Here is a 13,600-nt window from a genome sequence, read left to right on the forward strand (position 1 = left end):
TAATATGAAAATCACTCTTCAAGAACAACTAATAAACTTATTAACTAACTATATTCAATCTATGCCGGCCAATGCAAAATTACCGTCTGAGCGAAAGCTTTCAGATAAGTATGAATTATCAAGGACGACAGTACGTTCAGCACTTAATGAACTTGAGGTAACTGGTTTAATTAGGCGAGTTCATGGTAAAGGTACTTTCGTAAATCGTGTTGACTTAAATAGTGACTTGAATAGTAGCTATAGCTTTAATAAGCAGATGATGTCCATCGGCAAGAAACCACAGACGAAAATTCTTAGTTTTGACAGAAAGGAGGCCAATTCATATTTCGCACGCAAACTGGATGTTGAAGTCGGTGACCAAGTAATCAAGATCAAACGATTACGCTTGGCTGATGATGTACCAGTTATGTTAGAACGAACCTATCTGCCAGCCAATCACTTCAATCTGATGACTGAAGATCTGCTGGAGGATAGATCACTATATGATGTCTTTGATAAAGAGTTTAACGAGCCGGTATATTATGCCGATGAGTACTTTTTGGCAGGGATCATCAGTAAACGAGATAGTGAATATCTCGACCTTGCGGAAGGAACACCTTGTTTGAACTTGAAACGATCGACTTATAATTCACATAATCAGGTCATCGAGTTCACCTTGAGTGTTGCCAGAAGCGACCAGTTTGCTTATCACATTCGTCACGATATTAGTAATAAATCTTAGAGAGTGATTTTTAATCACCAAATTTGGAGGAAAAAATATGTCAATTGTTGCAGTAAGAATAGATGAAAGATTAATTCACGGACAAGTTGCCAATTTATGGACAACAAGTCTTCAAGCATCAAGAATCATGGTTATTGATAACGATATTATAAAGAACGATATTCAAAAGACAGCTTTGAAATTAGCAAAGCCATCAGGCGTTAACTTGAGTATCTTAGGTACAGAAAAAGCTTCAGCTAACATTAATGCCGGTAAATACGACAAGCAACGTGTCTTCATTGTTGTAAAGAAACCTGAAACACTTGAAAAAGTTCTCGACAATGGTGTAAAGATCGACACTATCAATGTTGGTAATATGTCACAAAAAGACACAACACAACATCTTACACAATCTATTAATCTTACAAAAGAAGACTATGATTCATTCCAAAATATCTTGGCTAAAGGTGTCAAAATCACAGCACAGATGGTTCCAAGTGACAACATCAAGAAATTTGAGGATGTCTTGAAGGACTATAAACTATAATAATTAAATTTGGGGGAATGAACTATGAGTTTTACTATTGTTCAGATATTGCTTTTAACGGCATATTCCATGTACAACATATATGATGAATTACAAATGAACTCATCATTAAGTCAACCCGTTTGGGCCGGTATGATTTCTGGTTTGATCATGGGGGACATGAAGACAGGACTTATTATCGGTGCTGCTCTTCAATTAACAGTTCTAGGTGTTGGTACATTCGGTGGAGCTTCAAAGATCGATGCTAACTCAGGTACTGTTTTGGCTACAGCCTTTTCAATCGGTACAGGTATGAAAGCTGCTACAGCTATCGCTGCTATCGGTGTTCCGGTTGCTGCTTTACTTACATCATTTGATATTCTTGCTAGATTTGCTAACACATACTTCCAGCACAAAGTTGATAAGGATATCGATAACTTCAACTATAAGGGTATTGAAAGACATACGATCATGGGTGCCATTCCATGGTGTCTATCACGTGGTATTCCTATTTTCCTAGCTTTGGCTCTAGGTCAAGGTGTTGTTAAGACAATGGTTACATATCTAAACGGAGACTTACAATGGTTGAACACAGGTCTACAAACTGCCGGTGCTACACTTCCAGCTGTTGGTTTCGCAATCTTACTTCACTACTTACCAGTTAAAAAGAACATCGCTTACTTGATCTTAGGTTTTACAATTACAGCTTTGTTATCAACAGTATTCTCAAATATCCAAGCACTTGGTGCAGGCTTGAGCGTTGCTAACAAGTCATTTACAACAGTATTCAACGCTTTACCAATGTTGGCTATCGCTTTGATCGGTGGTGCTTTCGCCATTCTTGAATATAAGAAATCAATGGCTAAAATAAACACTGCTCAAGGTCCAAAACCTACTGATGATGACGAAGATGAAGACGACGAAATTGAAGACGCTAACGGGGAGGTAGACGGTGATGAAGAAGAATAAAGAATACGAATTAACTAAGAAAGATTTTAACCAAATCAACAAACGTAGTATGTTTGGTTTCCAAATGGGTTGGAATTACGAAAGAATGCAAGCTTCAGGTTACCTTTATACAATCTTGCCACAGCTTAGAAAAATCTACGGTGATGGTACTCCAGAACTTAAAGAAGCTATGAAGACTCATAACCAATTTTTCAACACAAGTAATTTCTTTAATACAATCGTTACAGGTATCGATCTTGCCATTGAAGGTAAGGAAGGTGTCGATTCACTAGATACTGTTTCAGGTATTAAGACTGGTCTTATGGGACCATTTGCTGCTATCGGTGATTCATTGTTTGCAGCCTTAGTACCAACTATCATGGGTGCTATTGCAGCTACAATGGCCGCTCAAGGTAATCCATTAGGACTATTTCTATGGTTAGCAGTTAACATTGCCATCATGGTCTTCCGTTGGAAACAACTTCACTTTGCATATAAGACAGGTACAAAGCTTGTTTCAGAGATGCAAGGTCAATTAAATGCTTTAACAGATGCCGCTACATTACTTGGTGTTTTCATTGTTGGCGCTTTGATCGCAAGTATGATCAATATCCAAGTTCCACTAGTTGCACACCTTGGTAAAGTTTCACTCAGTGTTCAAACAAACATTGATATGATCCTACCAAAGCTTGTTCCAGCCTGTGTCGTAGGTCTTGTTTACTGGTTATTAGGTAAAAAAGGTATGACATCAACAAAGGTTATCTTCATTGTTATTATTTTCGCAGTTCTATTATCAGCAATCGGTGTATTAGGCAAAATCTAGGAGGTTTTTAAATTATGGCACTAATCTTAATAAGTCATGGAAATATGGCTATTGAAACAAAGAAATCAGCAGAATTAATCATCGGAGAATTACCTAACACGGCTGCATTTGGTCTTCAAAAGTCTGATGGTCCAGATACATTAAAAACAAAAGTCGAATCAGAAATTAAAAAATATTATGGTAAAGAACCCGTCTATGTGATTGTTGATCTATTAGGCGGAACACCGGGCAACGTAGTAGTCAACTTGACTCAAGAATTCCCAGAAATGCAAGTCGTTTCAGGATTGAATCTTCCTATGGTAATTAATTATGCTAATCAAATGTTTGTTTCAAATAAGCTAGATATCAAGGCTTTGATGAAGGAGGCCAAAGAAGGCATCGTTGATGTTAACGACTTTTTGAGCCAAGATTCAGATGATGACGATGAAGAAGAATAAGTATCGTTATACGTTAAGATTAGCCATAGATAAGAGCATCTATAACTATGAAAAAAAACAAGATCTGATTGATTTTGTTAAAAAGTCCAAAGTTAGCGATGTAGCATTTTTTATAAACCAAGAAGAATTGTCAGATTCACATATTACTCTCAAAAAAGCTCAAGAATTAATTACAGAGATCGATACTATATCACAACCACTCAAAGAAATGAACGTCACGATCAGCTTGAATCCATGGACAACAATGAATCATTCTGACCGTGGATTGGGTATCAGATCTGAATTAGACATTAAGCCAATGGTCAGTTATCAAGGTGTGTTAAGTACTTCGATGGCTTGTCCAGGATATGTTGGCTGGATGGAATATATCAGTGATGTTTATGCCATTTATGCCAGTATCAAACCACATGAATTGTGGCTTGAAGATGATTTCAGACACTACAAAAACGCTCCATTTGAACTAGGTTGTTTCTGTGAAGATCACATGAAAAAGTACAATGCTATTGCACATAGTGATCTGACCCGTGAAGAATTCATCAAAAAAATGTTCACAGGTGAAAAGAACAAGTATCGTGATGCTTATCTACAAGTTGCAAGAGACGAGATTCTAAAAGCCGCAAGTATGATAGAAGAAAAGGTACATAAAGTCTCACCAAATACCTCAATGGGATTGATGAGCTCTTGGCCAGAGATACATGCTCTAGAGAATCGAGATTGGCATAAGTTACTTGAAGTATTGAGTGGACCAAATACCCCCGCCGTTTCAAGACCGCATTTACCGGCCTATAACGAAGTAAGTACACTTCAATATGCAAGAGACTTTGAGAAATACACAGTTGCCACAAGAACTCTGATTGGAAACAAACACAAGATCTATCCAGAATTAGAGAACTATATGTATTCTCAATATGCCAAATCAAATCGCTTTACCCAGTTTCAATTGGAAACAAGCAGTAGTGTTAGAGCAGATGGATTGTTAATGAATCTATTCAGCATGATGGGTGTTGGGATAGATAAGACTTATAAGTATGATGAGTTATTGGCTCAAAGTAAGGAATTCGCAGATTTCATGTATCAAAATGGTATTTCAATTGAGGACCGTGATGGAATCATTATCCCTATGACGCAAAAAGTCGCCAAGTACAAGATCGGTGATGGAACGCTTCATGGATTGATGGCTTCTCAGACTCAATGGTTGGAGTTGTTAGCAATCTTTGGCTTTGCAACTAGACCACTTGATTATACTGATCAGAAATTTGTTAATGAAACTATTGCTTTGACAGGTAATTTCTTGAATACCTTATCCAATGCACAAATCACTGAAATGATTCAAGATAACTTCGTATTACTTGATGGGGATGCCTTGATCATCTTGGACAACAGGAATCTGTTGAACTTGATCAATGCAGACTCAATTGAAGTTATTCAACCAAGAACCGGCAAACAAGTTTATGAGCAGTTCGATGGATTGACACTTTCAGGTGTTAAAGATTCGAGAATCACCCTTCAAACACACGTTGGCGCATATGTGAAAGTACATTATCTATCAGATATGCCAAAAGAATCTAACGCTTATAATCGCTATAATGAACTCGTTGGTCCAGCTACTGTTGCAAATGATAAGTTCTACATCATGCCAGTAGGTGAACATGAAAAGTATGGCTGGGAAGGCGAGTATATCGACTTTCGTGAGAAAGACTTGAAGAAGTGTCTGAATGTTTCGTATCTAGTTGATATGTATAATTGCAAGGCTATCTTCAGTGGTAGAAAGATAATTGTCAGCAATTGGTCAATGGATACAACAGACGGTATTAACTTCAAGTTGGACAAGCCAGTAAGTAAGATATCGATCACATATCGTGATGGTTCCAAGGTTAAAAACCAGATCATTGATGTGTCGAGTCATAACAATATCTATCACGCTGATTTCAAAGTTCCAGGATTAGCTGTGGTTTATGTAGAATGTTTGGAATAAATTAATTAGAGAAGGGAACCGATACCATTGTTTAGTAAAACTGATAAAGAACTAGAAGAAATGGGTGCAAAAATAACGACCCGTGAAATTCAACAACAACCTGATTTGTGGAAAGAGGCTTATGAAAATTTCATAAGTAATCAAGATAAAGTCCAAAACTTTTTAGACGAAATAATTTCTAACTTCCCTGATAAAAAAATTCGTGTAATCTTCACAGGTGCAGGTACATCAGCTTATGTGGGAGATACTTTAAGACCATATCTAAATAAAGTCGGTGATACAACACACTTCAATTTTGAAAGTATTCCAACAACTGATATTGTATCTGACCCACTAGATAATCTTAGAAGTGATGATCCTACTATCTTAGTTTCATTTGCTAGAAGTGGTAATTCTCCAGAGAGTGTTGCAACTGTTGAAATGGCTGAGAAAATAGTTAAGGATCTTTACCAGATCACTATTACTTGTGCACCAGAGGGAAAACTTGCTAAAAAGGCTGAAAATGAAGCGGGCAATCTATTATTACTTCAACCAGCCAAGTCAAATGACAAGGGATTCGCTATGACTGGTAGCTTCTCATGTATGACTCTAACAGCTGCATTGATCTTTGATACTAGTAAAGCTGATAAGTCAGAATGGATCGACGCTATCATCAAGATGGGCCAAGAAGTAATCAGTCGTGAAGAAGAGATCCAAGCTATTGCTGATCTTGACTATAACCGTATTGCATATCTTGGAAGTGGCGCATTGTCAGGCCTTACTCGGGAGGCTCAACTAAAGGTCCTTGAACTAACAGCTGGACAATTGACAACTATCTTTGATTCTTCTATGGGATTCCGTCATGGACCTAAGTCATATGTGAACGACAAGACGATCGTCTTTGACTTTATGAGTAATGACCAATATACACGTCACTATGATGTTGATATTTTGGAAGAAGTTAAAGGAGATGCAATCTGTAAAAAGGTTGTTGGTGTTGGAACTAGTGCGAGTGAGAACTTCTCAGGTGATAATTTCTTGATGAAATCTGGAATCGTTGATCTTCCAGAGTTATATCAAGCATTGCCAGATGTCTTGTTTGCTCAAACATTTGCACTACTTAGCTCTATCAAAGTAGGCAACACACCAGATACACCTTCAGCAAGTGGTACTGTTAACCGTGTCGTTAAGGGTGTAACTATTCATGATTATGAATAACACTACATTGCATCTTCTCTCAATTTGAGGGAAGATGTTTTTGTGAATAAAAGTTGTTTTGTGTGGTATAGACCACGATTTATTGTTATAATGTACTTATAATTTTGGAGGATTGAAAATGACATATTACATTCATGCAAAGAAGTTCTTTTTACAAAATACTACTGAAAATGGTGGTTATCTAGAAGTTACTGATGAAGGTAAGTTCGGAGATTACTTTACAGAAGAAGATGACAAACCAACTGGTAAGATCGTTGATTATTCAGACAAGTTTATCGCTCCTGGATTAGTTGATACTCATATCCATGGTCTTGTTGGTGATGATGTTATGAACAACAGCTGGAAAGAATTCAACGAGATGTCAGAGGGTCTATTAAAGGCTGGTGTTACTTCATGGCTTCCAACAACACTTACAGCATCTCACGAACAATTAGATGAGATCTGTAAGACAATTGGTGATAATCAAGGTAAGAGTACTGGTGCTAAGATCCAAGGTATTCACTTTGAAGGTCCTTTCTATACTGAAAAACACAAAGGTGCCCAAAATCCTAAGTACTTCAGAGATCCTAGTATCTCAGAGTTCACAGAATGGCAAAAGTCAGCTAAGGGTATGATCAAGAAGATCTCTATTGCCCCAGAACGTAGTGGTTCAGTTGAATTTACAAAGGCTGTTTCACAAACTGGCGTTACTGTTGCCTTAGGTCATAGTGATGCTACTTTTGAGCAAGCTAAGGCCTGTGTTGAAGCCGGTGCTACAAGTTTCACACATACATATAATGGTATGAGTGGTTTGAACCACCGTGCACCTGGTATGGTTGGAGCTGCTATGTCAATGAACTATGTTGATGATGAGTTGATCTGTGATGGTCATCACGTTAATCCATATGCTGCAAGAACTCTAGTTGACAAGAAGACCCCAGAACACGTTGCACTTATTACTGACTGTATGAGTGCTGGTTTGATGCCAGATGGTGACTATGTATTGGGTGAATTCCCTGTAACTGTTGGTGATGGTCAAGTTAGATTACAACAAGAACCACATAGTTTGGCTGGTAGTATTCTTTTACTTAAGGATGCTATTAAGAACGTTGTTGATTGGAATATTGCTACTGACGAAGAGTCTGTAACAATGGGTAGTCATGTACCTGCTAAGAGTTGTCACATTGATGATAAATGTGGTGCTATTTTACCAGGACGTGATGCTGACTTCATCGTCTTAAATGATGATATGAGTCTAGAAGAAACATACCTTGATGGAGAATCACGTTACCAAGCTTAATTTGAAATTAAAAACCTTCAATTTAATTATTGGAGGTTTTTTTTGCAACACTACTAATAAGATGAAAGTAGCCTTATAATTTCCTTGGAGGATTTGTAAATGTCAAAGAAAATACTTGCTCATAGAGGGATACCTACCATAGCACCTGAGAATACTATGGCTGGGTTTAATGCAGTCATTGATTATGGAATTGATTGGATCGAGACTGATCTGAGCATTACAAAAGATGAATCAGTCTTCGTGATACATGATGATAAGTTGGATAGAACGACTAATGAGAATGGATCAATTGAGACACTTGATGCATCACTAGTCAAAAAGGCAGATGCTGGATCTTGGTTCGCAGAGAAATTCCGTGGTGAAAGGATTCCGACACTGGACCAATTGATCGACTTTTTGAATATCCATAAGTTGAACGCTAATGTTGAATTGAAAGGTGTCGTGGGGGATGACGCCAATCATTTGGCTGATAGTTTGGTTTCTCAGTTTGCCAGTGCTGTTGATCGATTGGATCCAGATGTGCAATTGATCATTTCTAGTTTCAATCCGATAATGTTACAAAAGATGCACGAGTTACGTCCAAGTCTTGATTATGCTATGCTCTTTGATTGCTATGGCATGGGTGAAGATTGGAATCTTTACATGCAAGCTAGTCACGCTAAGTACATCCACCCAGATAGTCGTGGATTGACTGAAGCAAAGGTCAAGAAGATGAAGGAATATGGCTATCAAGTTAACGTCTGGACTGTTGATGATGTTAATAGAGCACAAGAATTATTCTCTTGGGGTGTAGATGGTATATTCACCAATATTGCTGACCGCATGAAATTTCTTGTAAAAAACTAAGCCTTACAAATAGCAAGTAGCACTCCTTAATAATGGGAGTGCTACTTTTTGGTTATGGACAAATTTAAAAGAATAATTATGTGAATTAAATAAAATTAGAGAATGGAGAATATAATTTTTATGAGGAGAATATTATTTCTTCTAGTGATTATGCTCATATTCGTGATCACTGGAGGAATCTCAATTAAGAATGTAACTGCAGATTCCGAAGATGTTAAGCCACTAAATAAGCCTAGTGACCCTCCTCATAGTTTCTTGGGAGTGTGGACCTCGAGTGGGTATACTCTACAACCTGATGCACAGAATTATACGACGCCTGGTCATAAAGTGGTGTTGAATACCAAGGCAGTTAAGTCGGGATGGGGATTCATGGATGCTAATTATCGTTGGTACAAGTCTACTGATGGTGGTGTTAATTGGTCTGAAGTGTCTGACTATGATGCAGGGATGACTAAGAATCTTCACATTACACCCAAAGAAGTGGGGACTACTTATTATCAACAAAAGGCTGTGTGGACTGGTAGTTGGTTCAATTCGACCCAAGTTGCTTGGTCACAAGTGGCAGCGGTTCATGTAGTCCCACAAGATATCTATGCAAAAAAGATCCAATTGTCCCATGATGATGATTATTTGTATAATACCAAAAATGAAATTGCTCCCAACTCTACTCTGGTAAGAGAACAAGTTGATCCTGATAATTACACAGAGGACCTAGTATGGAGTGTTGATAATTCTGAATTAGCCAGTATAGATACAGAAACTGGTGAATTATTCGCCAATTTACTTGGTAAGAGTGGCGTGGTTACGGTTAGTGCCACAATTGACAATCCTGATGGAACAACTATTAGTGCCAGCACCAAAGTGATTATTGGTGGTGGATTAGCGGACCAAGTTACCGAATCTGGTAAAAGTGCTAGATTCACTCTGTTAGGACGCATTGGTAAACTTGATCTGAATAGTAAAGAGGAAAGTGAATATACAATCAAGTGGTTCAGACAACCAGTTGGAACATCACAAAGTATAGAAGTCGATGCTAGTAGTAATAAGGCCTCATTCATCGATGTGACTGATCCGAAGATGAAGAATAGTGGCGATTTGTATTGGGCAGTTATTAACGTTAGAGAAAATGGGAAGGATCATTCTTATACTACTAATAAAGCCAAGTTGACTGTTGAACCGACCGATAAACCTAATATTGAGTTGAATAATGAAGTCAAAAATGAAAGTTTTGATGTTGATAATATTGATACGGTGCTTAACCAGGTTTCCCATAATGATAAAGTCGTCTATGAAAATGATATTATAAACAAAAGTGACGGTGGTTCACTTGTTAATGGCGAATTTGTACTACCGATACGTCCTGGAACAGGGATTGATTCTGTAATAATTGATGGAGTAAAACTAGATCCCAAAGATTACCGCTATGTCGCTGAATATGACGATAAATCTTCTGCGTTGATAATAGACAATATCAATTGCCTACCAGAACAAACGCGCCATATTAAGATAAGTACCACAGTTGGTAGTATCACTCAAAATGAAACACTGATCACTCAGCCTCAGATAGTCTCAAATGAAGAAGACCATTCGTATAGTAAAGTTGGGAATATTCTGACGCTGAATTATGTGACTAACATCTTGAATAAAAGTATCCGAGATATCAGTTATGGTTCCATCAATGCATATTCAAAGGAAAAGATAATCTCAAGAACCCTAGATACCAATATGCCTAATAACGTTGTTGAAATAAAAGATCAACGTAGAGTCAAAAGCCCCTTAAAAGTTTTTGTGTCACAAATATCAAATTTCACCAATGAAAAAGGGATCCTGTTACCAGGATCCCTACGATTGTATGACAATGACAAGTATGTGGATATTATAGAAAATAAATCATTGGTAGAAGCATCCAGACAAAATGAACCAGTGAAGTCCATTGGTTGGAGTGAAAAAAATGGCTTATTACTTTATATGCATGGAAGTCCGGTGTTAGAGGGTAAGTATAGTGCTACTTTGAATTGGACATTTGAGGATAGTGTTTAAAGCAGAGCGCAACTAAACACGGGAATTTCCGAGCATTAGCACAAAAAGGGGGAAGTATTCACAAAGTGAATGCTTCCCCCTTTTAGCGCTAAGCGGAAGAAATTGTGTTTAGTTGCGCGTTTAGACTGCAAGTTTGAGAAGAAAAAAAGAGAAGAGCACCCTCATTTTTAAGGGAAAAGGATTAAGTAAAAGAAATTGTGTTTAGTTGCGCGTTTAGACTGTACAATCTGACCATTACAAAGAAAAAAATATTATATAAAATGAATTATTTGTATATGAACTACATGATATAATCAAAATGCATATTTCATGTGATTCAATAAAAACCCCCATAAAAAGATTTTGGAGGCCACAATTTATGAGAAGGAAAAAGGGAATTGTCTTTGTTACATTATTATTTACTCTACTAACAGTCGTATTTTTTGTGAACGAAACTAGAAGTGTAAGTGCTGACGATACTGAGATTGGTTATTATAAGAAACCAACAGGGGATGTCAGGAAGTTTCTTGGTATATGGTTAACATCTGGATACAACTTACAGCCTAGTACAGATAATTACGTGCAAGTAAATAATACTGTGACTCTTCACACGGATTCGGGTAGATCAGTTTGGGATCGGGCAATCAGTTTGAATGGATTCTCACATTACAAATGGTATCAATCTACTGATGGTCAGAAATGGTCCAAAGTACCGGACAAAGAAAATGGTGATCGTAAGCATATGCCAGTAACGCCAACTACCACAGGTACCGTTTACTACCAACAAAGAGTGGCTTGGTATTATCTTTTTGAGGTACTTACTAGTCCAGTGGTCTATTCTCAAGTCGCTGCAGTCCATTCATTGCCTGATCCAGTTAATGCTACGGATGTGGAAGTAACCACTGATGATGATTATTTGTATAATTCTGACAATGACGTTACAGATACAACAACGTACGCACATGCTGATATAACTCCTGCAAATTTCACCGGAACCTTGTCGTGGAGTATTGATGATACTAATTTGGCTACTATAGATGAAGATACAGGATTGATAACTGCTAATACATTACGAAAATCAGGAACTGTCACAGTTACAGCTACTTTGACCAATCCTGACGGGACAATAACAACAGGTGATACCAAAGTGCAGATCGGTGGGGGCTTGGATGATCAGACTGTTAAAGCAGGTAAGACTGCAACGTTTAGCCTTAGGGGTAACATTGGTGAATTGGACGAAGATGACACCAGTTATAGTGTTAAATGGTATAAGGAAGATCCAATCACACATTATAGAACGCAATTAGATGTTGACAGCAAGGCACTTTCGATCACGACGCCAGAGACAACGCTTGATGATGACGGAACTTTATACTTAGCGATAATTCAAGTGAAAATGGGAACTACGTCAATGTCTTATACGACTAACGATGCCTTCTTGTACGTTACACCAGAAGGTGGTCCTGATATAAATATTGATGACACGTTGGAGAATGAAACGTTCAATGATAATACCAATACAGATACTATGCTGTACGGTGTGATCAATGGCGATAAAGTTACGTATCATAATACGATAACCAACGATAGTCAGACTGGTACTTTATCTGATGGTAAGTATGTTTTGCCACTACACTCGGATACTGAGGTTACAAAGGTGACTTTAGATGGAACTGAATTAAGTTCTGATGAGTATGAAGTAACAGAGAATGATACAACAAAAGAAATCAACTTGATCATTAGTGACTTGAATTTTAAAAATAATCAAAGTCATTCTATAGATGTGGAGACTGTGGTTGGTGGTATTACTAAGAAAGAGACAACGCAGACTATTCCATATATTACTGGTAAAGATGATGATGGCGATAGTTACCAAAAGATCGGTAAAGTAGAGTCTATTAGTTATTCGACAGATATGATTGAACAATCAATAAATGATATCGATTACGGTGAAGTTGTTTCATACGGACAAGAGGCTTTAGTTTATCGAAGTGACGACTTGAATTGGCCGAATAATTTGATTGAGATCGATGATATGCGTAGATATAAAAATCCCGTGACCGTTTCTGTTTCACAAGGTGCTGATTTGGAGAATGAAAAAGGACAGACTCTATCCGGAAATCTACGTTATTATGATGATGACGGTAAATATACTGACTTACTTTCAAGTTCTGCAGTGGTGAAGTCTACAGCAGAAAATGAACAATTAGAATCAATAGGTTGGTATAAGAACAACGGCTTAGTATTGTACCTCAACGGTGCAAGCAGTGCCGGGGTCTACACAACTCAATTGAATTGGGAGATTTCAGATACTATATAGATATTGTATACACTAAAATAACCGATATTTACTTGCGTAAATACCGGCTATTTTTACACAAGCTATTGCTTGTGAATTGTGTTTTTTTAATCAACTTGTATCTTGGGAGGGTTTATATAATGATTGTACTGGCAATCAAATGACTATGTGCAAAAGTTCATCTATCCAATCTATCCGCCAGCTCTACGGTCGATTGAATAGAATGAACCATTATTGTTGGTATCGATTCTATTCATCCCCGTACGTATATATTTAGAATTTTAAAAACAAGGGAGAACCTTGTTCTATCTATCCCATTCATTGTAGTGCTACATCAGCCGCAACATCAGTTTTTTTAAACTGGAGAAGTTTTGGTTAATGCAAACTCAATCTTTGATTGGTAAAGAAATGAGTTTTAAGAAAGTCAAATCTGTTTAAACATATCTGACTTTCTTAAATTCAATTATAACAGGATTAGGTGGAAAAGCAAAAAATTAAGAGCGTAATATCACACGGGAATTTTCGAGCATTAACTCAATATAGACCGGCAT

At 37.4% G+C, this 13,600-nt stretch carries 11 protein-coding genes; all 11 read left to right on the forward strand.

Annotated features, from left to right (window positions below; translation table 11 throughout):
• The first annotated feature begins 4 nt into the window (after positions 1-4).
• The 11 genes from BTM29_RS05170 (at position 5) to BTM29_RS05220 (ending at position 13,070) form a co-directional block, all read left to right on the forward strand.
• The gene (locus BTM29_RS05170) at positions 5-721 is read left to right on the forward strand and encodes a GntR family transcriptional regulator (RefSeq protein ID WP_076614488.1); all 717 of its coding nucleotides are present in this window, start codon (positions 5-7) and stop codon (positions 719-721) included.
• A gap of 37 nt (positions 722-758) precedes the next feature.
• Complete coding sequence (locus tag BTM29_RS05175) at positions 759-1,247, forward strand: PTS sugar transporter subunit IIB (protein ID WP_076614489.1); 489 nt, start codon at positions 759-761, stop codon at positions 1,245-1,247.
• Positions 1,248-1,271: 24 nt separating this feature from the next.
• On the forward strand, positions 1,272-2,195 hold the full coding sequence (locus tag BTM29_RS05180) for a PTS mannose/fructose/sorbose/N-acetylgalactosamine transporter subunit IIC (protein ID WP_076614490.1): 924 nt from the start codon (positions 1,272-1,274) through the stop codon (positions 2,193-2,195).
• The gene (locus BTM29_RS05185) at positions 2,182-2,997 is read left to right on the forward strand and encodes a PTS system mannose/fructose/sorbose family transporter subunit IID (protein WP_076614491.1); all 816 of its coding nucleotides are present in this window, start codon (positions 2,182-2,184) and stop codon (positions 2,995-2,997) included. Before BTM29_RS05180 ends, BTM29_RS05185 begins: the two co-directional genes overlap by 14 nt.
• 14 nt (positions 2,998-3,011) lie before the next feature.
• Positions 3,012-3,434, forward strand: coding sequence for a PTS sugar transporter subunit IIA (locus BTM29_RS05190; protein ID WP_076614492.1), 423 nt, complete (start codon positions 3,012-3,014; stop codon positions 3,432-3,434).
• The gene (locus BTM29_RS05195) at positions 3,412-5,409 is read left to right on the forward strand and encodes a hypothetical protein (RefSeq protein WP_125673054.1); all 1,998 of its coding nucleotides are present in this window, start codon (positions 3,412-3,414) and stop codon (positions 5,407-5,409) included. The genes BTM29_RS05190 and BTM29_RS05195 overlap by 23 nt, the downstream gene beginning before the upstream one ends.
• Positions 5,410-5,436: 27 nt before the next feature.
• On the forward strand, positions 5,437-6,606 hold the full coding sequence (locus tag BTM29_RS05200) for an SIS domain-containing protein (RefSeq protein ID WP_076614494.1): 1,170 nt from the start codon (positions 5,437-5,439) through the stop codon (positions 6,604-6,606).
• A 118-nt stretch (positions 6,607-6,724) separates the two neighbouring features.
• Entirely contained in the window at positions 6,725-7,885 is a 1,161-nt protein-coding gene (gene nagA, locus BTM29_RS05205; RefSeq protein ID WP_076614495.1) for an N-acetylglucosamine-6-phosphate deacetylase, read from the forward strand.
• A 99-nt stretch (positions 7,886-7,984) separates the two neighbouring features.
• Positions 7,985-8,731, forward strand: coding sequence for a glycerophosphodiester phosphodiesterase family protein (locus tag BTM29_RS05210; RefSeq protein ID WP_076614496.1), 747 nt, complete (start codon positions 7,985-7,987; stop codon positions 8,729-8,731).
• A 120-nt stretch (positions 8,732-8,851) separates the two neighbouring features.
• Positions 8,852-10,771 (forward strand): hypothetical protein, encoded by a 1,920-nt coding sequence (locus BTM29_RS05215; protein WP_125673055.1) that lies wholly within the window; start codon positions 8,852-8,854, stop codon positions 10,769-10,771.
• A gap of 358 nt (positions 10,772-11,129) precedes the next feature.
• Positions 11,130-13,070: a hypothetical protein gene (locus BTM29_RS05220; protein ID WP_076614498.1), complete on the forward strand. Its 1,941-nt coding sequence runs from the start codon at positions 11,130-11,132 to the stop codon at positions 13,068-13,070.
• The last annotated feature ends 530 nt before the right edge of the window (positions 13,071-13,600 follow it).

Source organism: Companilactobacillus allii, from assembly GCF_001971585.1.
Classification (GTDB): Bacteria; Bacillota; Bacilli; order Lactobacillales; family Lactobacillaceae; genus Companilactobacillus; species Companilactobacillus allii.

Coding starts and splice junctions, on each gene's coding strand:
- BTM29_RS05195 (WP_125673054.1), top strand. CDS start 3,412: ATGATGACGATGAAGAAGAATAAGTATCGTTATACGTTAAGATTAGCC.
- BTM29_RS05170 (WP_076614488.1), top strand. CDS start 5: ATGAAAATCACTCTTCAAGAACAACTAATAAACTTATTAACTAACTAT.
- BTM29_RS05210 (WP_076614496.1), top strand. CDS start 7,985: ATGTCAAAGAAAATACTTGCTCATAGAGGGATACCTACCATAGCACCT.
- BTM29_RS05190 (WP_076614492.1), top strand. CDS start 3,012: ATGGCACTAATCTTAATAAGTCATGGAAATATGGCTATTGAAACAAAG.
- BTM29_RS05180 (WP_076614490.1), top strand. CDS start 1,272: ATGAGTTTTACTATTGTTCAGATATTGCTTTTAACGGCATATTCCATG.
- BTM29_RS05220 (WP_076614498.1), top strand. CDS start 11,130: ATGAGAAGGAAAAAGGGAATTGTCTTTGTTACATTATTATTTACTCTA.
- BTM29_RS05215 (WP_125673055.1), top strand. CDS start 8,852: ATGAGGAGAATATTATTTCTTCTAGTGATTATGCTCATATTCGTGATC.
- nagA (WP_076614495.1), top strand. CDS start 6,725: ATGACATATTACATTCATGCAAAGAAGTTCTTTTTACAAAATACTACT.
- BTM29_RS05175 (WP_076614489.1), top strand. CDS start 759: ATGTCAATTGTTGCAGTAAGAATAGATGAAAGATTAATTCACGGACAA.
- BTM29_RS05185 (WP_076614491.1), top strand. CDS start 2,182: ATGAAGAAGAATAAAGAATACGAATTAACTAAGAAAGATTTTAACCAA.